Source organism: Streptomyces sp. NPDC001407, assembly GCF_042895325.1.
Taxonomy (GTDB): Bacteria; Actinomycetota; Actinomycetes; order Streptomycetales; family Streptomycetaceae; genus Streptomyces.
Genome location: NZ_JBIAWF010000043.1, coordinates 1 through 22,304, shown reverse-complemented (window position 1 = coordinate 22,304; position 22,304 = coordinate 1). Strand labels below are relative to the sequence as shown.

The 22,304-nt window shown below is 71.3% G+C and carries 19 protein-coding genes; 9 read left to right on the top strand and 10 right to left on the bottom strand.

The features are described 5' to 3' along the window. Positions 1-30 precede the first annotated feature (30 nt). The 3 genes from ACFY1P_RS33990 to ACFY1P_RS33980 all read left to right on the top strand — a co-directional run bounded on the left by ACFY1P_RS33990 (position 31) and on the right by ACFY1P_RS33980 (position 6,316). Positions 31-3,939: an SNF2-related protein gene (locus ACFY1P_RS33990; protein WP_390752858.1), complete on the top strand. Its 3,909-nt coding sequence runs from the start codon at positions 31-33 to the stop codon at positions 3,937-3,939. Next, positions 3,936-5,156, top strand: a complete 1,221-nt coding sequence (locus tag ACFY1P_RS33985; RefSeq protein ID WP_390752857.1) for a hypothetical protein — start codon at positions 3,936-3,938, stop codon at positions 5,154-5,156. Before ACFY1P_RS33990 ends, ACFY1P_RS33985 begins: the two co-directional genes overlap by 4 nt. Before the next feature lie 284 nt (positions 5,157-5,440). After that, positions 5,441-6,316 (top strand): glycosyltransferase family 2 protein, encoded by an 876-nt coding sequence (locus ACFY1P_RS33980; protein WP_390752856.1) that lies wholly within the window; start codon positions 5,441-5,443, stop codon positions 6,314-6,316. Positions 6,317-6,805: 489 nt separating this feature from the next. Here the strand turns inward: ACFY1P_RS33980 and ACFY1P_RS33975 are convergent, their stop codons facing one another. From ACFY1P_RS33975 to casA, 6 genes are all read right to left on the bottom strand, one after another. Further along, a complete protein-coding gene (locus ACFY1P_RS33975; protein WP_390752855.1) occupies positions 6,806-8,365 on the bottom strand; it encodes a hypothetical protein in 1,560 nt (519 codons plus the stop codon). Positions 8,366-8,874: 509 nt separating this feature from the next. Then, positions 8,875-9,594 carry a type I-E CRISPR-associated protein Cas6/Cse3/CasE gene (gene cas6e, locus ACFY1P_RS33970; protein ID WP_390752854.1) on the bottom strand — a complete coding sequence of 240 codons (720 nt, stop codon included), beginning with the start codon at positions 9,592-9,594 and terminating at the stop codon, positions 8,875-8,877. Continuing rightward, positions 9,591-10,298 carry a type I-E CRISPR-associated protein Cas5/CasD gene (gene cas5e / locus ACFY1P_RS33965; protein WP_390752875.1) on the bottom strand — a complete coding sequence of 236 codons (708 nt, stop codon included), beginning with the start codon at positions 10,296-10,298 and terminating at the stop codon, positions 9,591-9,593. Before cas5e ends, cas6e begins: the two co-directional genes overlap by 4 nt. Before the next feature lie 2 nt (positions 10,299-10,300). After that, a complete protein-coding gene (cas7e, locus tag ACFY1P_RS33960) occupies positions 10,301-11,467 on the bottom strand; it encodes a type I-E CRISPR-associated protein Cas7/Cse4/CasC (protein ID WP_390752853.1) in 1,167 nt (388 codons plus the stop codon). Positions 11,468-11,478: 11 nt separating this feature from the next. Next, positions 11,479-12,093 carry a type I-E CRISPR-associated protein Cse2/CasB gene (gene casB / locus ACFY1P_RS33955; RefSeq protein WP_390752852.1) on the bottom strand — a complete coding sequence of 205 codons (615 nt, stop codon included), beginning with the start codon at positions 12,091-12,093 and terminating at the stop codon, positions 11,479-11,481. Then, positions 12,090-13,568, bottom strand: coding sequence for a type I-E CRISPR-associated protein Cse1/CasA (gene casA, locus ACFY1P_RS33950; protein WP_390752851.1), 1,479 nt, complete (start codon positions 13,566-13,568; stop codon positions 12,090-12,092). The genes casB and casA overlap by 4 nt, the downstream gene beginning before the upstream one ends. A 299-nt stretch (positions 13,569-13,867) precedes the next feature. On the opposite strand from casA, the gene ACFY1P_RS33945 reads away from it, so the two are divergent. The 6 genes from ACFY1P_RS33945 to ACFY1P_RS33920 all read left to right on the top strand — a co-directional run bounded on the left by ACFY1P_RS33945 (position 13,868) and on the right by ACFY1P_RS33920 (position 18,851). Continuing rightward, positions 13,868-14,278, top strand: coding sequence for a hypothetical protein (locus tag ACFY1P_RS33945; protein ID WP_390752850.1), 411 nt, complete (start codon positions 13,868-13,870; stop codon positions 14,276-14,278). Continuing rightward, positions 14,275-15,735, top strand: a complete 1,461-nt coding sequence (locus tag ACFY1P_RS33940) for a hypothetical protein (RefSeq protein ID WP_390752849.1) — start codon at positions 14,275-14,277, stop codon at positions 15,733-15,735. The genes ACFY1P_RS33945 and ACFY1P_RS33940 overlap by 4 nt, the downstream gene beginning before the upstream one ends. Continuing rightward, on the top strand, positions 15,702-16,925 hold the full coding sequence (locus tag ACFY1P_RS33935; RefSeq protein WP_390752848.1) for a DUF3440 domain-containing protein: 1,224 nt from the start codon (positions 15,702-15,704) through the stop codon (positions 16,923-16,925). Before ACFY1P_RS33940 ends, ACFY1P_RS33935 begins: the two co-directional genes overlap by 34 nt. After that, positions 16,912-17,328: a hypothetical protein gene (locus ACFY1P_RS33930; protein WP_390752847.1), complete on the top strand. Its 417-nt coding sequence runs from the start codon at positions 16,912-16,914 to the stop codon at positions 17,326-17,328. The genes ACFY1P_RS33935 and ACFY1P_RS33930 overlap by 14 nt, the downstream gene beginning before the upstream one ends. After that, positions 17,325-18,119 carry a ParB N-terminal domain-containing protein gene (locus tag ACFY1P_RS33925; protein ID WP_390752846.1) on the top strand — a complete coding sequence of 265 codons (795 nt, stop codon included), beginning with the start codon at positions 17,325-17,327 and terminating at the stop codon, positions 18,117-18,119. Before ACFY1P_RS33930 ends, ACFY1P_RS33925 begins: the two co-directional genes overlap by 4 nt. A gap of 225 nt (positions 18,120-18,344) precedes the next feature. Next, positions 18,345-18,851 (top strand): hypothetical protein, encoded by a 507-nt coding sequence (locus ACFY1P_RS33920; RefSeq protein WP_390752845.1) that lies wholly within the window; start codon positions 18,345-18,347, stop codon positions 18,849-18,851. A gap of 147 nt (positions 18,852-18,998) precedes the next feature. Here the strand turns inward: ACFY1P_RS33920 and ACFY1P_RS33915 are convergent, their stop codons facing one another. The 4 genes from ACFY1P_RS33915 to ACFY1P_RS33900 all read right to left on the bottom strand — a co-directional run bounded on the left by ACFY1P_RS33915 (position 18,999) and on the right by ACFY1P_RS33900 (position 21,535). Next, positions 18,999-19,436, bottom strand: coding sequence for a hypothetical protein (locus ACFY1P_RS33915; RefSeq protein ID WP_390752844.1), 438 nt, complete (start codon positions 19,434-19,436; stop codon positions 18,999-19,001). A gap of 11 nt (positions 19,437-19,447) precedes the next feature. Further along, positions 19,448-19,579 carry a hypothetical protein gene (locus tag ACFY1P_RS33910; protein ID WP_390752843.1) on the bottom strand — a complete coding sequence of 44 codons (132 nt, stop codon included), beginning with the start codon at positions 19,577-19,579 and terminating at the stop codon, positions 19,448-19,450. A gap of 387 nt (positions 19,580-19,966) precedes the next feature. After that, positions 19,967-20,419 carry a DUF4262 domain-containing protein gene (locus ACFY1P_RS33905; RefSeq protein ID WP_390752842.1) on the bottom strand — a complete coding sequence of 151 codons (453 nt, stop codon included), beginning with the start codon at positions 20,417-20,419 and terminating at the stop codon, positions 19,967-19,969. An 897-nt stretch (positions 20,420-21,316) separates the two neighbouring features. Continuing rightward, positions 21,317-21,535 (bottom strand): hypothetical protein, encoded by a 219-nt coding sequence (locus ACFY1P_RS33900; RefSeq protein WP_390752841.1) that lies wholly within the window; start codon positions 21,533-21,535, stop codon positions 21,317-21,319. Positions 21,536-22,304: the final 769 nt, after the last annotated feature.

Here is a 22,304-nt window from a genome sequence, read left to right as displayed (position 1 = left end):
GACGGCATCCGGCCCCCGGGGGAGTTCTCTTTGTCCATCGACCGTCTCGGGCCCCTCGCCACCCCCGCCGCACGCGCCACCCACGCGCACGGAGCGGGCATCCCGCATTCCCGGACCGGCCCGGGCCCCATCGGTAGCTCCTTGGAGGCGATGGACGCCGACGCCTTCCACCGCGCCCTGCAACGGGCCACCGCCTGCGATACGTCGCCCACTGTCGCCGCCGCGGTGGCGGCCGAAGCCGGACGCCGTCTCGCGCGCGGCCGTCTCACGGTCCCCGACCTGCGGCTGCTGCTGCTCGCCACCCCGGACACGTCCCTGTGGGCGGCCGTCCGGAAGGCGGCGCTGTCCGCCGTCGCCGCCAGCCCGGCCCTGGCACCCAGCATCATCTCCATGCACGCGCAAGTGCTGCGGCTGCCCTCGGCGACCCTCCGCGAAGGGCAAGACCCTGCGAGCGAGCCGTCCTTCGCCGCTCAGGCCGCGCTCGTCATCGACGGCCGCGAGAGAAGCGGCAGCATCCAGCGGTCCCGCACCCGCAAGGGCGCCCGGCAACAGGCCATGGCCTCGCTCATCGCCGCGCTCGCCGACCTGCCCGAGCCGCTCGCCGACCACGCCGCCCCCACGGAGAGCGGGCTCCTCAGCCCGGCCCTGCCACCCCAGGCACCCCCCACCGGCATCGGCCCGCTGCTCGCAGGTGGCCGGAACCCCCTCATGGTTCTCAACGAATACGCCCAGGCCGGCCACATCACCCGGCCGGACTTCCACGTCACCACCAGCTCGCCCACCCACTTCACCGCCTCGGTCACCGCCGTCCACCGCCAACGGCACCTCACCGCCACGGGCAAGGGGTCGACAAAGCAAAGCGCCCGCACTGCCGCCGCCGACGGCCTCCTGCAGGAACTGCAGCAGGCTCTGGCCACCGACCACACCCCCGCGACCGCCACCGTCACCGCTCCCGCGCCACCAAAGCCGGCCGCCGCCCCCGAACCCCCGGCCGCGGCCCCCGCCGCGCCGCTGACCGGCTTGGTGCAGGAGCCCCCACCGCCGCTTCCAGCCGACGCACCCGAGCTGTTCCGCTCCCGCGCCGTCCTCGAGCAGGCGCTCGCTCAAGGCGCGGCCCTCCTCCTGCTGCCCTCCCGCCACCCCGCCACGGCCACGTGGATGCTCTACAGCCCCGACGGAGCCCCGCTCCCCACCGCCGGGTCCCTGCCCCCGCCGCTCCAGACGGTCACCCGCGACCTCGCCCTGCCCGGCCCCGGCGGCATCATGCCGCGCCGCGCCGCAGTGACCGGCATCGCCGTCCCCCTCCGCCTCGCCCTGCCGGCCCTCCTCACCCCCGGCGAGAACGAGCACCCGTCCGTGACCGGATGGCGGCCCGCCCTCCGCCTCGCCCTCCAGTGCGTCGCCCAGCAGCGCGTCCACCCCGCCCTGACCGCTGACGGACAGGACTGCTGGCGCATCGGCCCCGTAACCGAGCCGCTGCGCCGCGCCGTCACCACCGCCGCCGCCCAGCTCGCCCCCGAAGGCCACTGCCTCCTCGCCGGCACCACCCCCCTGCGCGTGGCCGCACCCGAGCCGTCCGTGTGGATGCTGCTCGACGCCGTCGCCGACACCATGCTCCGCACCCCCGGCGCCCCCCACGTCTACGGCCCCGGCCCCTACACCAGCCCCGCAGACCGGCACGCCCCGCCGCGACCGGAGCTGTGGGCATGGGCGGACGCGATCGAGGACAACGCCGCCCCCTGCTCCGTCCCCGGCCTCGTACTGCGCATCAAGCAGCCTGACGCCGGCGCACCAGACCCCACCGTGACGGCCACGCTGCATCTTGCCGCCGAGGATGAGGACGAGACCGTCCCGGCGATCAGCGTCTGGGACGGCACCTCACCCCACCGCGATCTCACCCCCGCCCTCCTGCCCGGCGTACGCCGCGCGCTGCGCCGCGCCGCCCGCCTCTTCCCTCCCCTTGAGCCCCTCGCCACACAAGAACGCCCCCACCGCACCGCCCTGACGGCGAAGGACCTGGCCCAGCTCCACCTCACCGCGGCCGCCCCCCTCGCCGACGCGGGCGTCACCGTCTACTGGCTCGCCTCTCTCCTCGGCGCCTTCACCACCACCGCCGTCATCGGCACCCACGACGAACAGACCGCGCCGACGTCCGGCAGTGCCCTGGCTCTTGAGCGGCTGGTGGACTGCCGCTGGCACATCGACCTCGACGGCCAGCCTCTGACCGAGCAGGAGATGACCTCGCTCGCCGAGGCAGCCTGGCCACTGATCCAGCTGCGCGGCCGCTGGCTGCTCATCGACCCCGACACCCTCCGCCGCGCCCGCAACCGCACCCTGGCCCCCCTGCCCTCCCTCGACGCCCTCGCCGCCGCCCTGTCCGGCACTTTCACCCTCGGCGGCGAAACCCTCGCAGCCCGGCCCGCCGGCACCCTGGCCACCCTCGTCGAGGCGCTGCGCCACACCCCCGAAACCCCCCGGCCCGTCCCGACCCCGTCCGCCCTGAAAGCCACGCTGCGCCACTACCAGGAGCGTGCCCTGGCCTGGCTCGCCAGCACCCTCGACCTGGGCTTCGGCGCGCTGCTCGCCGACGACATGGGGCTCGGCAAGACGCTGACGGCCATCGCCCTGCACCTCCACCGTGCCGAGACCGCGGTAAGTACTGCCGGGCCGACCCTGGTGGTGTGCCCGGCCTCCCTCATGACGAACTGGCAGCGGGAGATCGCCCGCTTTGCTCCCTCCACCACCGTCGTGCGCTACCACGGCACCGACCGCGCCCTCGATCCCTCCGCCCTTGGCCTGGACACCATCGTCGTCACCACCTACGGCACCGTGCGCCGCGACACCACCGCCCTGGCCGGCACCGAATGGGGCCTCGTGGTCGCCGACGAGGCGCAGCACGTCAAGAACCCGGCATCGGCCACGGCAAAGGCGCTCCGCCACCTGCCCGCCACGGCACGGCTCGCCGTCACGGGCACGCCGGCGGAGAACAACCTCACCGAGCTGTGGGCCATCCTCGACTGGGCCAACCCCGGCCTCCTCGGCACCCGCACCGCCTTCCGCGCCCGCTACGGCGCCGTCGAGAAAGACCCCACCGCACCGGCAGCCGCCCAACTCGCCCGCCTCATCGGCCCGTTCATGATGCGGCGGCGCAAATCCGACCCGGGCATCGCTCCCGAACTCCCCGGCAAGGTCCACCATCACCGGATCGTCGCCCTCACCGACGAGCAGACCGGCCTGTACGAGGCGATGGTCCGCACCACCATGGACCAGATCACCGCCAGCACCGGCATCGCCCGCCGCGGCCTGGTCCTCAAGCTGCTCCAGGCCCTGCGCCAGATCTGCAACACCCCCGCCCTCTACCTCAAGGAAGCCCCAGACGGCACCGATCCGGCCGGCCTCGCACGCCGCTCGGGCAAGCTGGCCGCCCTGGACGACCTCCTGCCCACCCTGACCAGCCGAAGCGAAGCCGCCCTGATCTTCACCGGCTACGTACAGATGGGACGCATCCTCGAACACCACCTGCGCGCCCGCGGCCACTCCGTCTACTTCCTCCACGGAGGCACACCAACGGCCCGCCGCCAGGACCTCGTCGACGCCTTCCAGACCGACCCCGACCCGGCCCCGGTCTTCATTCTGTCCGTCAAGGCCGCCGGCACCGGGCTCAACCTCACCCGGGCCGAGCACGTCATCCACTTCGACCGCCCCTTCAACCCCGCCATCGAGGACCAGGCGACCGACCGCGCGCACCGCATCGGCCAGCAGCGCACCGTCCAGGTCCATCACCTGATCACCGAAGGCACCGTCGAAGACCACATCGCCGACCTCCTCGACCGCAAGCGCGCACTGACCGAAGCGGTCCTCACCTCCGGTGAAAGCGCCCTCGCCGACCTCGACGACACCGAACTCGCCGCCCTCGTCACCCTGCAGGGGACCCGATGACCAGCCCCGCCCGCGGCATGAGCCCCCTCGTCGCCGCCTGGAAACAGGCTTTCCACCTCGCCACCGGCGGCTCCGGCTCCTACACCAAGGGGCTCAACCTCCACCGCAACGGCGCCGTCGGCCAGATCCACGCCACCCCCGGCCGGCTCTCAGCCGCCGTCGGCGCGAAGAAGACCACCCACAAAGCCGTCCTGGCCCTGCCCGAACTCACCGACGCACAATGGCAAGCCCTCGCCGGCCGCCTCGCCGATATCCCCCAGGCCGTCGCCGACCTCCTCGCCAACCGCGTACCCGCCGCCATCGCCGACCCCGGCCACGCCCGAGGCACCGCCATCGTCCCCGGAGCCGACGAGATCACCTTCTCCTGCTCCTGCCCCACTGGCCACACCGGCCGGGTATGCGACCACAGCGCAGCCCTCGGCCACGGCCTGGCCGAACGCCTCGCCAGCACCCCATCCGTCCTGCTCGCCGCCCGCGGCATGCCCACCCGCTCCTTCGCCGCCCTCCTGCGCGAACAACTGGCCGACACTGGTCCCGGCTCCCTTCCCGCAGAGGCCGACGGAACCGTGCGCGCCGACCAGCTCTACTCCCTGTGGGCCCACCGCCCCCCACAACAGTCCGCACACCAGCCCCAGTTCGACCTCGATACCGTCGACCCGATCACCGCCACCCTGGACGACCCGCCCGCCCCCTGCCCCCCAGCCCACGACCTGGCACGGATGACCAAGGACGCAGCCGACCGCGCCCACACGCTCCTGACCAGCGCCAACACCACAGAACAGCCCCACGATGCCCTCGCCGACGCCGTCCGCATCCTCGCCACCCCCGACGGCGTGCGGCGACTCCCCGACGTCGCCCGCGCCACCGGCCACACCGAACCCGCCTTGCGCACCATGATGATCGGCTACCGCCACGGCGGACCAGCCGGCGCCCACACCGCGCACGCCCCGACCGGGACACCCCCCGCCGCGCTGGAACACGCGCGCGAAGCGATCCGGGCCTCCCGCCTGGTCGCCCTCGGCAGCATCGACATCGTCAACGGCACGCTGACCGACACCACCGCCGGCGTCCAACTGCGCCCAGGTCCTGACGGCGCCTGGTTCCCCTTCACCTCTTTCAACGGCGAATGGCGCCCTGCCACCGGATCCTGCGACGACCCCGCTGCGGCATATCAGGCGGCCCGCCGGGCACGAACGGCGCGACCGGCAGCGAGATGACCCCTCCGACTGCGCCGCACGGACGCTGCTTTGTCTCATGCCCGCGCGGGCTGCTTCACCCGGTCGAGGAGCTGGATGTGTCCCTCGTGCCGCGTTGGCCGAACGGCGCATGACCGCGATGCGCCGGGACGGAACCGGGAAGGCCTCAAGCCACACCCGGCCACCGGTGTCCGACGGACGCCCGGCTGTGGGCATCCAGGGAACGCGGGGCTGAACACGATCACCTTCGCCGGCCGTGTGATGTGTACCCCGCCGCGGACAGAACCCGGGAAGAGGAAGCCGCCGTGAGCACTGGAACACCATCCCCGACGATCGGCGTCGTCGTTCTGACCATGAACGACCGGCCCGAGGAGTTTCCCTGGGCGATGGCCTCGGTCCTCGCCCAGGAAGGCGTCGATCTCGACGTCGTGGTGGTCGGCAACGGCGTGGAGCCCGAGCAGGTGCCGCCCGGGGTCCGCACGGTCACGCTGCCGGAGAACGTGGGCATCCCCGAGGGCCGGAACGTCGGCGCGGCGAACGTCAAGGGCGACTACATCCTCTTCTTCGACAACGACGCCATCCTGCCCGCCCCCGACGTTGCCGCCCGGCTCGCTGCCCGCCTGCAGCAGGACCCGGGCCTGGCGTACGTGCAGCCGCGTATTGCCGACCCGGACACCGGCGTCACCGTGCGCCGCTGGGTACCGCGCCTGCGCGCCGATGCCACCCGGCCGGGCACCGTCACTGTCATGGCCGAGGGGATCATGCTGATGCGCCGCGACGTCTTCGAACTCGTTGGCGGCTGGCCCGGGCACTTCTTCCTCTTCCACGAGGGCATCGACCTCGCCTGGCGATGCTGGGACCACGGATACACCGGCTACTACCTGCCCGAAGTGGTCGTACACCACCCGGCGACCAACCCCGCCCGGCACGCGACGTTCTACCGGATGAACGCCCGCAACCGCGCCTGGCTCGCCCGCCGCAACCTCCCCCGCGTCCTGATCCCCGCCAACCTCGCCACGTGGGTCCTGGTGACCCTATGGCGCTTCCGAGACAGGCAGACCCGGCGCGCTTCCCTCGCGGGCTTCCGCGAAGGACTCCGGACAAACTGCGGCCCTCGCTCGCCCATGAGCTGGCACACGGTCCTGCGGCTCACCCGCGCCGGACGGCCACCGATCTTCTGACGGGTGCGTACGAAAGGTCGCGCGACCCCTCCGCCAGCGACTGGCCGGGGCGACGACGAGCACAGCGCGGGCGGAGGCGACGTCCGCCCCAGGCAACCGGCGGTCGGGCACCGCCGTCTTCGTCAACGCCGAGCACCGCGCAGCCCAAACACACGATGGCGAGCAGCGTGGCGACACACCCGGCCGGACGATACCCGGCAGCGTGTACGGGCGGCTGGCCGTAGGGTCGCGGTACCCGTGACAGACAGGACGCGCGGGCACAGGCGGCCCCGCGGGCCATTCGCACGTCGCGCGGGGCCGTCACACTTCCTTCTTCTGCCCCGTGCTCTGCTGCCGCTCGTACTGGCGGATCATCCCGTCCCGGGCGCGCTTTTGTGCCCGTGCGGTTCCGGTGACTGATGGGTGGCCAACGCGAGCGAGGGCCGAGAACATCTATCGCGACCTGCCACAGGCGTACGGCGATGGCCCATGCCGTGTTGTTGGTGGTCGTCAGCCGTACAGCCACTGCTCCCAGGCTGTGCGGCCGGTCAAGGCGGTGGCGGGGATGCCCAGTTCGGTCAGCGCACCGGGGTACACCCGCTGGTAGGCCGTGTTGTAGGCGCTGGCGAGGGTGGCGTCTGCGAGCAGCCACGGCGCGGGGGCGTGGTCGAGGTCGAGTACGGCGAAGGCGCCTTCGTGGCGGATGCGGCCGTGGAGGAGGCCGCGCTGGAGCAGGCTCTGCCAGCCACGCCCGACGCGCTCGACCTCGGTGGTGCCCTTGGCGGTATCGATGACGGAAGCGACATCGAACCGGCGGGGTGGGATGGGGGCGTAGAGCTTCGCGATCATCCAGGGCAGGCCCAGGATCCGAAAGAGGTGTGTGCGATGGGCGCCGCCCATGGAGACGCTGTAGAGCGGTCCGGCCGGTCCGTTGATGACGTTGAGGGAGATTGCGGGTTGCTCGGCGAGGTGGTGGCGGAGGAACGCGGCGAGTTGCTCGGGCTTGGTGGTGAGCAGTTCGCGGGTGGCGCGGGGTATCCAGCTGGGGCCGCGAGAGGCTTCGGACCGGTCGAAGTCGCCCCAGACCTTGTCGATGGCGTGCACGATGGCGTCGGTGCGCACCCAGGCGGCGCTCTCGCCGGCTGCCCAGGTGTGCTCCCGCTGACGGTTGTAGAGGTTGAAATGCGGCGACTGTGGCGCACTGGTCTGGAGCTGGGCGGTGGCCGCGCGCACCCGATCGCTGATCTCGTGCTCGGGCCAGGCCCGCTGAAGTTGGGTGATGGCGGCGACGGTGGCGTCGAGCGCGGCGCGGTCGGCGTCGAAGGCGCGCAGGACATCCGCCCGGTCGATGCCGGGTGCGTCACTGCCCCCGGCGGGGCCTTCTGGCCGTTCGCCGTGCACGGTCAGGGTGATCTTCGGTCTGTGGCGGCTGGTGGCCTCGAACGGCTGCAGGGCTTGCTCGACGGCGTCGGGGGTGGCGCTCCAGCCGCGCACGCACAGCCCGTCGTCCCGGTGCGCGGCCAGGGTGCCGTCGCTGTGCCACGTCGCTGCCCAGGTGCCGCCCGGCCGATCGAGGTGCACGGGCCGGCGCGCGAGGTCGGCTTCAAGTCGCTGAAGGTCGCCGCGGCGCCGAGCACGAGCGAGCAGGCTCGGGGCGGGGCGCAGCACATGCGCCAGGAGCTCTTCATCGAGCGGATACTCCGCGCGATCGCTGTGCCATTCGCGCAGGAGCTCTCGGGCCTGGGTGATGCGCTGTGCGGCCTGCTGGGCTGCGTCGCGAAGTTCGTCGCCGTCGAGGTGGCCCTCGACGGCGGCCGCCGCGTGCCGGCCGGCCGCAGCCACCACCTGGTCCCACAGGTACAGCTCGTCGGTGGCCTGGTGCAACAGGTAGCCCTCGCGGGCGGAGGTGTCCGATTCCCGGACCTCGGTGAGGGACCGTACGAGCTGGGCGCGTTCGGCGGGCGGCTGACCGCGTCCGCGGCGTACGGCGAACTGCAGCAGGACCGAGGTGAGGCGGCGGGCGAGGTGCGTGAGCCGGGGACGGCCGTCCTTCGTGGTGCACGGATTCATGCGCGACGCCGCGCACGTAGGGCATGTCCAGTCCAGTGCATCCCAGTCGGCCGCCACGCATCGGTCCTCTCGTCGAAACCAGCTCAGTCACCCCTGGCATGGGTGGATGGTTGCAGTGTGACAGCGGGGACTGACGCGGAAGAGCGAATATGCCGAGCTCGGCCGTCCGTGACCGGTCAAGGTGGATGACACCAGTGCCTCGTCGGCACGGCCGTCGGACGCGCGGGACCGTTGACCGGCAACACCCGTGGCCCCGATGACAGACGGGCCGGCCAGCGCGAGCGAGCGCCAACAAGGGTGACCACACGGTGCCGTCCATCACGACCAGCCACACAAGATGAATCTGCTGCGCGTCGTCCCGGGAACAGCCCGTAGAGCCCCCGTCGGCTGGCGCTGCGCCCCTCTCCGGAGCGCAGGAAGCAGACCGGACGGCGAACCCGCCGCACGGCGTTGCCTGTTCCGGTGCCGCGTACGAGCACGCTCGACTCCGCCGACGGGGACCGGGAGGGTCAGTTGGGGCGGGCGGGGGCCAGGGTGAGGAGGCCGCAGCCGTAGGCCCTCCCGCGGCCGAGTCCGCGGGTGAGGGTGTGGGCCAGGGCGGTGGGGTCGGTGACGTCCAGGTGGCCTTCGTAGGTGACGGCGCGGATGCGTACGCGGGCGCCCGGGCGGTCGCCCTCTTGGCGGGCGAAGTCCAGGCGCTGGGTGCCCAGGACGGTGACTTGGTGGTGGTCGGGGTGCTGGGGGTGGGTGATGTGGGGCAGGGCGGGGATGGTGAATCCGGCGTCGGGTGCGCGGTCGAGGAGCCAGCGGAGCTGGTCGGCGGGTGTGGTGAGGGGGGTGCGGTGTCCGCGTTGGCCACGGCGGCAGGTGCTGCGGGTGGGGTAGGCGGTGAGGCGGAAGTGCAGCCGCATCGCGGGGCGTAGTGCGTCGAGGAGGCGGGTGTAGGGGCGGGTGTCCCAGCCGGGGTTGCCGGGGGTGGCCAGGCGGGGCCAGCCGGCCTGTTCGATGACGTGGGTGAGGTCGGGCGGGGTGGGGCTGACGATCAAAAGGGTGGCCTGCCGGTACGGGGTGCGGCTCTCGTCCAGGCGCCACAGGACGCGGTGGGCCGCCTCGGTGCCGGGCGGGGCCGGGGGGAAGGAGGTGGCGATGGCGGCGTGGAGGCGCTGAGGACTGGCGGTGAGGGTGCGGGCGCGGGCGGGGTTGAGGCGGCAGCGGGTGAGGTGGGTCATGTGAGGTCGTCCAGGGCGTCGAAGAAGTCGATGGGGCCGCCGGGCCCGCCCGGGCCGGTGGCCTGGGCGGGGAGGCGGCGGGTGGCGACCGGGCGGGCGGTGTGGCGGCGCCGGGCGGTGGGGGAGAAGTCGAGGGGGTGGTCCTGGGCCAGGCGGGCGGCGCGGTTGGTGGGGTGGGTGTCGTGATGGATGGTCATGCGGTGGCCGGGGTGGGCCCGCTGGTACCAGGCGGCGGCTTGCCAGGGCAGGGCTTCGAGGGCGGCGACGGGGTCGGTGGCGTCCGGGTGGAGGCTGTGGACGACCGGCCGGGCGGGTGGGCAGGAGCGGCGGCCCAGGAAGAGCGGGTGGGCCGGGTTGAGCAGGGCCTGGTGCGCGCGGACGGTGAGGTCGGCGGGGCCGGCGAGGGCGGCGGTGAACAGGGCGTCGGCGAGGTAGAAGCGGTCGGAGAGCGGCATGGCTTTGCCGTCGCGGGTGTGGGTGGTGTGGAAGTCCCGCGTGCGGGTGCCGGGCTGGTCGGTGCGGACCGCGAAGGTGAGGGCGGCGAGTTCGGCGAGTCCGGTGGTGTCGGTGCGGGGCAGTCCGAGCGCGGAGGCGAGCATGCCCGTCACGCCGGACTTGGTGGGGTGGGGGTCAGTGTCGCGGAAGGCGTGGCGGCCGGTCGAGCCCCAGGACTGCAAGGGTCCGGCGAGGACGAGGACGAGCACACTCAACGCTGCCCCCGGACGGCGTCGGTGCGGCGGGCCAGCTCGTCGGCGCACTGCGTGGCGAGCTCGGCCAGGGAGTCCACGCGCGTGGCGGTCGTGTGGAGGGGTTCGGTGGCGCGGGGGTCGGTGGTCAGCAGCCAGGAGCGGGCGGTGGGGTCGCCGTAGGCGGAGGCGGTGGCGGCGATGTGCTCGGCAAGCCGCTGGGCGGCGACGGGCAGGTGGCCGCCGCCGGTGGTTTCGATGGGGCTCTCGTACGCGCCGACGAGGTTGAGTGGGGTGCCGGTGACGGTGGCGATCAGGACGGTGGGCCGGGTGGTGTGCGCGTAGGAGGTGATGTGGCCGCCGGGGACGGACTCGGCGAAGGCCCTAACGAACGCGGCCGCCACCTGCTCCAGCGTCATGGTGCCCGCGTAGTCGGTGAGGTTGGCGGCGAGGTCCGGGCCGGTGAGGACGGCGTGCCGGTAGAGGGTGGGGGAGAGGAACTCGCGTCGGCCGATGATCCCGGCGCCGGCGTCCTCGGCGAGGTCGTCGACGGCGGAGAAGAAATCCGTTTCCACCGGGGTGCGGTGAACGGCGAGGGCGTGGGCGACCTGAACGGCCGCGTCCAGGGTGAGGTCATCGTCGTTGGCGACCATCCGCCCGAACAGGGCGATATCGACCGCGTCTCGGCTCGCCGCAGCGGACCGGACGGCGGCGGCGTTCTCCTTCTTCTTCAGGAAGATGGTGATGTCCTCGGCGCCGTCGGCGGCCAGCTCGGCGAGGCGGGCGATCTGCCGTCGGCCCAGGAACAGGGTCTCCCGCGTGGCGGAGGCCGGGGCAACGGTGGTCTTGCGGCGTGCGCCTGCACTGTCGGTCGCGGCGCCGGTGGCACAGACCAGGACCGCCTCGGCCACGGCCGCCGCGTTCTCGCCGCCCAGCTCCGGCTTCCGCTCGAGCAGCTCGGCGGCGATCCAGCCGATGCCCTGCCGGGTTCGCTCGGACAGGTCCTGTGCCGGGACGAGGCCGGCGGTGGTGAAGTGGGTGCGCATGGCGCGCTTCCAGGCCTGGGAGGAGATCCGGGCGCGGGGCACGCCCCCGTAGACGGCGGTCTTCGGGCTGCCGAGGTCGTCGCGGTTGGCGTTGCTGGGGGGCAGGGTCTGCAGGGCGTGGAGGGCGAGGTGGACAGTCATCTCGGGGCCTTTCAGCGGTCGGTGGCGGTCGAAGCGGTACGGGCGGTACGGGCTGCGTGGGCCTTGGCGCGGGTGAGCGACTGGGCCCAGCGCTGGCCGACGCGGTGGGGGCCGCCGGGGGTCTGCCAGAGGTAGAGGTCGCGGGCCAGCAGCCCGTAGTCGAGGGCGAGGCCGTCCTTGCGGGCGTGGCTGACGAGCGGCCGCAGATGAGGCAGGGCCTCGTCGAGGGCGTGGGCGCGCAGCAGCCGCGCGACGTCGCGGTCGTCGCCGCGCCCGGCGGCGAGTACCCGGGCGAGGACGGCGCCGAGGTGGGTGGGCCGCTCGGCGGTAACCGGCCGGTGGGGGACATCGGTGCGGGCCCACAGCTGGGCGGCGGCAGTGACGGCGGTCGCTGCCCGGGTGTAGGTGACGTGGTCGGGGTCGGGGCCGGAGCGGGGGTGGAGCTCGGTGAGCTCCAGGGCCAGCCACAGGCCCGCATCGTCCGGGGGCGTGTTGCGGCTGAGCAGGGCGGGCAGATGCCGGTCGCGCCCGTGCGCCAGGCGCCCTTGCAGGGCGAAGAGGAAGGTGTGGGCGGTGGTGCGGACGCGCTCGGCGACCGTCTCCACAGCCTGATCGGGGGTGGTCATGCCCGGGTGGCTCCTTGCGGCTCGGAGGCGGGGGAGTGGTCGGTGGGGTGCGGCAGTGCGCCGAGCGCGGTGGTGGTGATCCGGGCCGTCGCCAGCAGACGGCTGCCGCCCGCACCCGAGCCGGATGCGCGCCGTACGGCCGCGGTGAGCGCCTCCACCCACGCGGCCATGCCGCCGTGCGGCTCGTCGGCGAACTCCTCCCACGCCGCGCCGAGATGCGCGGCCACGGACAGCTCCGCGCGGGCCGGTGCCGCCTTCGGCAGCAGATGCAGCGTCTCGGCGGCCGTGCGGGTGACCTGACGCTGGACCGCCCACGGCAGCCGGGCCGCCTCCACCAGCGCAGCCCGCTGCGCCGGGTTGGCTAGCATGCGGGCCGGGCCGAGGGGAGCGCGCAGGTGGACGATCCCCGACAGCGCGGCCCGGTGGCTGGTGGTGTGCTCGGCCCGCACCAGCACTGCCTCCACCGGCATGCCGGGCGGCAGCACGCCGCGCTCGGCAGCGGCCACGATGTGCTCCAGCACCAGACACCGGCCCGCCCCCTCCTCGCCGCCGCCGAGCAGCCCGGCCGCGGCCCAGGGCAGCAGCTGCCCGGCCGCGTCCGCAACCGCGAGCCGGCCGCCGCGCCCGTTGACGGCCGCCCCGGGATCCCAGCGGACCGCGGCCGCGCCCGGATCGGCCGGACGGTCGCCGTCGTACACCGCCACCGCGCCCACCCGCCCTACCTCGTCGGGCAGCAGGCGCAGGCGGCGGGTCGGCCACGTCCACACATCCAGCGGCCCGCCCGGCTCCCGCTGCACCATCGGCGCGGCCGGCGACGCGCGCTCCCACACCGGCCGGTCTCCCTCGTCCCGGGGCCCGGGCGGGAGGTTCAGCAGCAGCTCGTCCTTCAGACAGGCTCCGGTGATCCGCACGTGGGTCACGGTGCTGAGCGGGGCGGGCTTGCCGCCGTAGAGGCGGTTGCCGCGGGTGGCCGGGTCGGCGGGGTGCCCGGACTGGATCCCACCCGGATGCCACGTCTGCAGCAGGACCAGCCCCACCGCGGCATCGGCCGCCTCCATCGGCTCGGCGGGCGCCAGCAGACGGGCGGCGAACTGCGCCGTACCAGAGCCCCAGGACTCCACCTCCAGCACGCGCGCATCCCGGTTCCCGGCGGACAGGTCGGCGGACTGCCAGAACGGGCGGGTGGCACTGAAGAGGTCGAAGCGGTCGGCGTGGGCGTCGAGATAGCGGCCGACGCGGTGCGCGTCCAGGTCGGGCGCCTGCCAGGCCGCATCCCACTGGGCGGCATCCGTGGGCCGGGCCGCGGCCGCGAATGCGGCGAGCAGCACTCGCAGCAGCGCGGTGTGCTCGTCGGGCGTCCCAGCCAGCTGGACCTCGCGGGCCCGGGCCAGCGCCTCGCGCAGCGACAGCCGCTCCGAGCCCGTGGTGGTGAGCACCGGCACCCATGGCCGGGTGAGCAGATCGAAAGACGTCACAGCACCCCCTTCGGGGAACAGCAGCGCGCTCGGCGCGCCGCAGTGCATATCAGTAGATCAACACTGTTGCGCACCAGCAAATAAATCGCAAGGGAGCCGACTTGCGATTAAATTCGTGCTAGAGCTTAGATAAGGGCAGACCCGAGCGCCCCGAACCGACCCGCAGGAGGCCGCAGTTGCACCCCTCCCGCTCCATGCCAGCCCCCAGCAGCCGGAAGCCGGCTCCCGTGGGCACCACGGTGTGCGCAGGGCGGCGATACCATCGACCGGACCGCCGCCGCCCCGATCAGTCAGGCCCCATGACCCTCGAGACGCTCCCCGAGCTCATCCACCGCCTCGTCGAGGCCAAGGGCCGAGAGTGGATCGAGCGGGAACTCGGATACACGCCCGACGTGATCGACCACCACCTCACCGCCTACACCCGCTCCCGCCGCACTCAGCTCACCGGCCCGCCGACCCCGCCCGACGCCCCCGACGTCGAGAACCCGCTGCGCATGGTCGACCTGGCCCGGCACCTGCGCGCCCGCTTCGACACCCTCTCCCGCGCTCTGCGCAACGACCCCGCTGCGCCCCGGCCCGTCCCAGGCCGCACCCCCGCCGTCTGGCGCTATGCCGAGGTGTACGCGTGGTGGCCCAACCGCCGCCGGCGCGGACAGCGCGGCCCCGCCCACCACCGCAACGCCCTCGCTGCGAACGGCGAAGCACCGTGACCGCCACGACGACCGCAGCCCAGACAACGGCCACCCCGGCACCCGTCGCCCGCACGCTCATCCCTGCGCACGGGCCGGGGGCGGCCGGCGGATGGCGCCGTCTGCTGACCGCTGTCCCCGCGCACGCCTCCAGTACGCGCGACCTGGAAGGGGACTGGCTCGATGCGGGCGCCACCGTGCAGCTGCCCGTCGGCGCGCTCGTCGTAGCGGTCGACCACCACCACGGCCCCGACCGCTGGGAGATCACCGCACTGCGCGCCCACGCCGAAGGCCTGCACGAAGTTGCCCGGTGGACGCGCCGCAGCCCACTCGGCCGACGCGAGACCATACGCCTGCGCGCGCTGCTCGACCCTGCCGCCGCCCACCACACCGCGCGCACCCTGACCACCCCCAACCGCGACAGCGGCACATGCCGCCGCTGCGGTCACGACCTCCCCTCCGGCACCGGCCTGGTCCACCACACCCCTTCCGGCACGGTCCTGGTCTGCCGCACCTGCCCGGCGCGCCCTGCCCGGCTGCCAGTGAACATCCGCCCGGGCCGGTGCGCGGTCTGCTCCGGCTGGGTCGCCGCCAAGGACGGCATAGCCGTCCTCATCGGCAACAGCACCGGAGACGGCCGCTACCAGCCCGTCCACCGCGTCTGCCCCGAACACCCCCTGCCCGGGCCACCGCTCACCGCCGACGCCTGGTGCCTGGACTGCCACACCCCCGTCCCGGCCGGCACCGGCTACTGGCTCCGCGGCCCCCACCACGCCCCCGGCACCTGCACCCCGCCCCCCGACGGCCTGCCCCGCTGGATCATCACCATCCCCCACAACGACACCCCCTGGACGACCGGCACGGTGCGCCGCATCCACCACACCCCCCGCCCCGGCGAACCCCACCTCCCTGAAGGCCTGCCCGGCGGACGGATCATCGCCGACACCGGCCACATGACCGTCCTCGCCCACGTCCTTGACCTGCGCACCACCCAACGGGGCCGCACCCTCGCCCTCGTCCGCGCCGCGACCTGGACCGAAGCCGCCCCCCTCCTCGCCGCCGAACTCGACACCGCCCTCAAAGCTCAGCCCGACGGCGGCACCTTCCTCGCCCGCGCAGTCATCGAACGCCTCCACGGCGACCGCGGCTGGGTCGCCGAGATCACCGGACACGACCCCCGCCACGGCCTCGCCCGCCACTTCCTGCGCCCCCAGACCGACTACGACAACGCCGACGCCCACGGCCACACCGGCGTCCTCGACGCCTGGACCCTGCGCCCCCGCCGCGTCTACGAGGTCTCCCGCCCCATCGGCCCCCCGGCGAAGAACTGGCGGGACATCCGCCGCACCAACCCCCGCGCCCGCGTCACCGAGGAACACCGCGCCTTCGTCCGCGTCACCGCCGACGGAGACATCGTCGAGATCACCCGAGAGGAGGCCCAGGCATGGCCAAGCGCAGCCTTGGAATGGATGTCCTGACCGCCGCCCGGCAACGCATCCGACGCATCTTCAACGACTTCCCCGTCGTCTACGTCTCGTTCTCCGGCGGCAAGGACTCCGGAGTACTCCTGGAACTCGCGGCCAACGAGGCCCGCGCCCGCGGCCGCCGCCTCGGCGTCCTCATCGTCGACCTCGAAGCCCAGTACCAGCTCACGGAGGACTACCTCCGCCAGATGCTGCGCCGCCACCAAGACGTCATCGACGTCTACTGGGTCGCCCTCCCGATGAACCTGCGCAACGCAGTCAGCCAGTTCCAGCCGCAGTGGACAGCTTGGGAACCGGGCCTGGAGGACGCCTGGGTCCGCCCCCGCCCACCCGAGGCGATCGGCGACGAGACCTTCTTCGACTTCTACGAACGGGGCATGGAGTTCGAGGACTTCGTGCCGAAGTTCGGCGACTGGTACTCCCGCCAGAACGGAGGCCGGATGACCGCGTGCCTGGTCGGCATCCGCTCCCAGGAATCCCTCAACCGCTACCGGACCATCGCCAGCACCCGCAAGCAGCGCCACGACGGCCTGGCCTGGACCACGATGATCACCGCCCGTTCGTTCAACGCCTACCCGATCTACGACTGGCGCACCGAGGACATCTGGACCTTCTACGGCCGCGAGCGCGTCCCCTACAACCAGGTCTACGACCGGATGCACCAGGCCGGGCTGACCCTGCACCAGATGCGCCTGTGCCAGCCCTACGGCGACGACCAGAAACGCGGCCTGTGGCTCTACCAGCTCATCGAGCCCCACACCTGGGGCATGGTCGCCGCCCGCGTCCAAGGCGCCGAGTTCGGCGCCCGCACCGCCCGCGAGATCGGCAACGTCTCCGGCCGCATCAAGGTCACCAAACCGGACGACATCACCTGGGAGCAGTTCGCGCAGAACCTCCTCGCGTCCATGCCGGCACCGACCGCAGACCACTTCCGCACCAAGATCGCCGTGTTCATCCGGTGGCACCAGAAGAACAACGGCTACACCGACGGAGTCATCCTCGACGAGGGCCCGCTCGACAAGAGCACCCCGTCCTGGAAGCGGATCGTCAAGATGATCCTCAGCTACGACTACTGGTGCAAGGAGTTCGCGATGGCCCCGCCCAAGAGCAAGAACTCCTACGAGGCCTACAAGAAGCGGATGAAGATCAAGCGCGAGGAATGGGGACTCCGTGGCACGCTCTAGCCTGCGCATCATCACCATCGACAACACCGACCCCGCCTTCTACCAGCTCCTCGGCCCCCTACTGGCCCGCCGCGACGTCCACAAATCCCTCGGCGGACCCCCCTGGGACGACCCCGGCAAGCAGTGGACCATCGCCCTCGCCACCGAAGCCGACGGCACCGAGAAGGCAGCCGGATTCATCGGCCGCACCACCACCGGCGCCCTCGAATCCCTCTGGGCCGAAACCGACCGCCGGCACACCCTCTACCACCGACTGGTAGCCACCGCCGTCAAGGCCTCCGACGGCCGCGCCCTCCACACCACCGTCACCCACGCCCGCGTCGCCGCCTACGAACAGGCCGGCTTCCGCACCGTGTCGACCACCGCGAACTACGCCAAAATGCACCGGGACCCGTCAGCATGAGCCACGAGCAAACCGCCCTCGACATCCCCGCCACCAACCCGGCACCCGCACCCGCCCCGGACACCAGCCGACGGGAGCGCCCCCGCGTTCCTTCCCCCTCCGGTGGTACCGGGGACGCGATCGTGGAGGCTGCCCGCCCCCTCATCTCCGCCCTGGCCGACCTCCCCCTCGACGAGCGCGTCACCACCCTCAACGAACTGCGGCGCCTGCTCCACGAGCAGTCCCCCTTCCGCGAGGAACCCGTGGACCTGGTCCTGTGGGAGAAGGCCGACCACGTCGAGGGCAACTCCTACAACCCCAACGTCGTCGCGCCCCGGCAGATGGAACTGCTGGAACACTCCATCACCGCCGACGGCTTCACCCAGCCCATCGTGGCCTGGAACCCGCCCGCCCCGGACAGCGACAACGACACCACCGCACCGATCGAAGTCGTCGACGGCTTCCACCGCCACCTCATCGGCAAGCACAACCCCGCCGTCAACGACCGACTCCACGGCTACCTGCCGGTCACCCTCATCAACACCGGCCGCCAGGCCCTCGAGGACCGCCAGGCCGCCACCGTCCGCCACAACGCCGCACGCGGAGTCCACACCATCGACGGCCTCTCCGAGATGGTCCTCCAACTCCTGCGCGCGAAGAAGACCTTCGCCTGGTTCGAGAAGGAGCTCGGTATGCAGCCCGACGAGGTCACCCGCCTCTCCCAGGTCAGCGGGCTCGCCGAGATGTTCACCGACGCCGAGTTCTCCGAGGCCTGGGAGGCTGCTGCCGGCGACCCCTTCACCGCCGAGTAGTACCACCACCCCACAGTCCCGCCCAGCGCCAGGCGTGCCGCTCGACCTGGTCAGACCGCATGCCGGAACACCACCTGAGCCGGACACCTGACGTCGAGTGGATCGCCTAGAGACGAGCCGTGAAGAGTAAGTGCTCGCCAGCCCCCGCGACTTAAAAAGCTGTCCCGCTTCCCCCAGCGTTGAGAAGTGCTGCCAGACGACGTCCCAGTAGGGGACGATGCCACCGTGACTCCTGACAGGCTCCGTCTGGCATCCGCGTGTTCGGCGGCCCTGGGCGCCCTCGTGGCTGCGGGCACCGTCGATACCGAAGCCTGTGCCGCGCTCGCTCGCCATCTTCGGGAAGAGGGCATCGAGGCACTGATGCACGCGGGCCGCCTGAGAGGTGAGTCCCAAGAGCAGGTCGATCCCCGCACGCTTCCCGACACGGTTGACGAGTTGCCCAGCCCGACGCTGGACGAGGTGCGGCGCAAGCTCGGGACTCTCAAAGTGCAGCTGTTCATCGTGTCGACATGGCCGTGGGACATGCAGGTGGAATACGAGCTAGGCCAGATCCTGGCGGAGCTGGATGGCGTAACCAGCGCATGGAGCACGTCCACGCTTCCGGGCTACCCGACGGAGTCCATGATCGCGGCCAGGCGGCGGCAAGCGGCCGAGAGTTTGGATCTGCACCATGTGAATGTCCTCGGCCTCCTGGAGCAACGTCGGGTAACTGACGGTGGACCGCAGGCGTAGGAAGCGGGACAGCTTCTAAGGACCGCGTGCTGGCGATCAACACGCGTTGCCGCTCCTCGACATGGTCAGGTGCCGTCAGCCGACGTCCGGGTCAAGCGAGCATCCACCGCGTACACCGGCCTCTGCCCGGGCCGCTCGGGCAGGTGCTCAAGGCTTCCCGTCGGCGGTGGCCGGGTTCAGGCTCCGATAGCGGATGCTGGCGGCGTCACCCGGCTCCAGTCCACGCCCACTGGTGACCTGCTCCTCGCGCCGGGCGATGTCCTCGTAGATCACGTCGCCAGACAGCCTCTCCCGCAGCGCCCACGGGATGAGCCGGATCAAGTCCGTGGTGCGGCCGTCGGTCACCCGCACGGACCGGCGGGGCCTCCCGCCCCGCCACCCCAGGTCCTGCCCGGGAGCCAGCCACTTCGTCACCTCCGCGTTGTACAGCAGCCGCTCCCAGATCACGGAGAACTCCCCCTGGCAGCGCTGCTCCTCCTCGCGCGTGAGCTGGGCGGCTTCGGGCAAGGCAGCACCGTGCATGAGCCGCGCGTAGGCCTCGCTCGCCGGGTTGCCGGGAGTCATAGTGGTGAACGTCGCGGGCATGCGGACCCCTCTCAGCAGGCCTGCCAGCGCCGCTCGATGACCGGGGCACCGTGGTAGTGCCGGTGCCACAGCAAGGGGCCGACACCCACCCAGGCGGGGATCCCCGGCGGAGGCAGCGGAGGGCGGCCGGCTCGAATCGGCACGGGCAACTCCACTTCACGAGCAGACGGGATGACAAGACAGGCGCCCCGCATGTTCAACGGCAGATCAGGCGACAGGTCACGGTGCTCCAGCACCCACCGCACATCGGCCCACCTGTCTGGGCGTTTCCGGCCGCCACGCACCGCGCCTAGGCGACGTCGCCGCGCCCGAGACGACGTCACCAGTGAGGACCTTGCCTGCCCCCGCGCCGAGCGCCCTCTGGCTGGCTCCCACCCTGATCACGGGTTCCGTCTTCGCCGGCCCATGCGCGCGGCCTGCAGGGCCGGCGCCCGGGCCGGGCCCTACAGGCACCGGGCACTCGCCAAACAGCAACGCCCCAACAGCCATGGCCTCGTTGGGGCGTATGTGCCGCGCTCTGGAGTAAGCGCTCAGAAATGGGGTTGGCCCGCCGGGGTAAGAGAACACCCAGGCGCTCCCGGAAAGATGCCAGATGGGTCCGGCCAAACCGCCTGCCAGTACGGCGGGTCCGCATCTTCGCCAAACAGCGCACGAAGAATCGCGAAATTCACCAAAGAATCCACACGCCTCATACGAATCCGGTAACCACCACCGAGAACACCGTCCAGGTCAACCCCTGGCTCGGGGCCAGCAGAGTGCGCGAACCGCTCAACCAGATTGTGGAGCACGGGTTCAGCTACCGTGCGAGGAACGCCCGTCATCACGAGCTCATAGCCGCGTGACTGATGCAATCCAACGGTGTAAGAATACGGCACGCTGTACTCGTCACCTTCCACTGACTGCACTACGTATCCGTGCTCAGCCATCTCGTGTGCCAGATGAAGCAAGTAACCCTGCATGAAGTCGGCCAGATTAGAACCCATTGAAACCTCCCCCATAGAGGAAACCGATATCGCGACGCCGCCTTCGGACAGGGTGCTCGCTGAGGAGCACCCTGAAAGGTCAACGCAGCTAGGAAGTAGTGGGCTCGGCACGGAATACGGGCTGACCCTCCACGCTCTCGTGGTAGACAGACAAGCGGCGCCGGTCCCAGAACACGAAATACTCCTTAGGATCTCGGGGGAAGGAGCGGAGCTCTGGAATCATCCGCAATGCATCGCAGAACAGCCTCAGGCACTGCTCGTTCTCGTCAGAACAATCAGAGACGGTGACGATCGACCACGGGTTCCCGAGCGGGCGAATTCGGAATTTCGACATGACTGGTATCTCCAGATTGCGAGAATTGACTATGTGTCGGCGCGGGAAAGGCCAAGAGGTTAGAGAGCCTGCACTCTAAGACTTCCGCCTCATCCTCTTGTAGGCGCTAGGGCGGAACCGGGTGGTATGCACGAACCCACAATGGTGGCATCTATATGTGTAGAGCTGCACTCCCAATTTTCCGCTGAGCCGTAGTCGCTTTAGGTATTGCCGCGCCGATTTGACGTCCTGATATTTGATCTTCCCCGAAGGACAGCTCTGCGCCCATTCGGGTACCTCATCGCCGAGCCATTTCATAGTGTGTCCATTTCGCCAGCTGAGCGGGACTGGTGAGCTGCCGTGCAGCTTGGCGCGGTCTTCCGCTTCCGCCTTTTCGCCATGCCTGGTGCGCCCTTGGCTTGGGGCCGAGGCTGGCTCTGCCCTGAGGGCAGACGGATAGCGTGGTGCCGGCTGCCTGCAAGGTTTGCGTTGGACGGCCGGGCTATCCGGCCGCCGTCGACCTCGGCGGCGACGTCATGTCGCCGCCGGGACGTGTTGGGCGGTCAATGACCGCCGCTGTAGATTCAGGACTCGAAGCGATCGTTCTCGGCGCAGTCCGGGCAGTCGTCGGGGCAGCGGTCCAGGGTGCCATCGGTGTGGACCTGGCAGCGCACGCACGGCGCGACCGAGGTGATGTAGCTGTGGCCTTCATGGTGGATCGGCCCGAGCCAGTCGTCGGCTGCGACGCCGGTTGGCTCATTGCAGTGACCGCAATTGACCTCTCCGGTCCGGTAGAAGGCCATTGCACTCCTTATTGACATGGTCGATCCCCGACTGCCAATGGGAGCAGCGGTGCCCTGGGGCGGCGGTGGGGTTGTCTGTTCGCCCGGCGCCGGAGCTTGGTTCCACGACCGGCATGGTTGGTGCGCTCTAGGGTGTTCCGCATCCTGCGGGGCAGGTGACGAGGTTGGGGCACCGACAATTAGGGGTGAACTCGTTCTCGGAGCAGCCACAGTGCTCGCACTGTTCCTCGCTGTTCTCAGGGTGATCCATTGCGATGGCTCCAAGGGGGTTTCTAACGCTGGTGCGGAATTTTGACGTGAAATCCGCTGAACTTCGCGTAGTGGACTCGCATTTCAGGGACCAGGTGGAGCCAACAGGTGCCAGTACCGAGGGCAGTCTCGGGGGCACTCGGAGGCAAGACAGATGCCTTGTTGACTCTCGAGCATTTTGCGCGTGCTTCACACACAGCGGTTCTCCTGGATGTGGATTTCATCTGCCCCTGCCTGGGGCGGCGTGGCGTGTTCCCAGATCCCCGGGACTGTGGGCGCATGAAAGTTGCCCCACAGAAGGGTCAGTTGGGTTGGTTTCTCGGCCGGTTCTTCGTTCCCCCGACCTCGTGATAACTACTGTACACGCAAGAATCGCGAAGTGCAACGCACGGGAAGGGGTTCCTCTGCCTACGCTTGCCTGAACTGGCCTCCGAAGTAGGAACTTCGTCCGGTCGGCGGTCCGTCTCGGCTCCCGGCCGCGACCCTCCGCGCCCCCGCCCGGGTACCCCCGGGCGCCCCG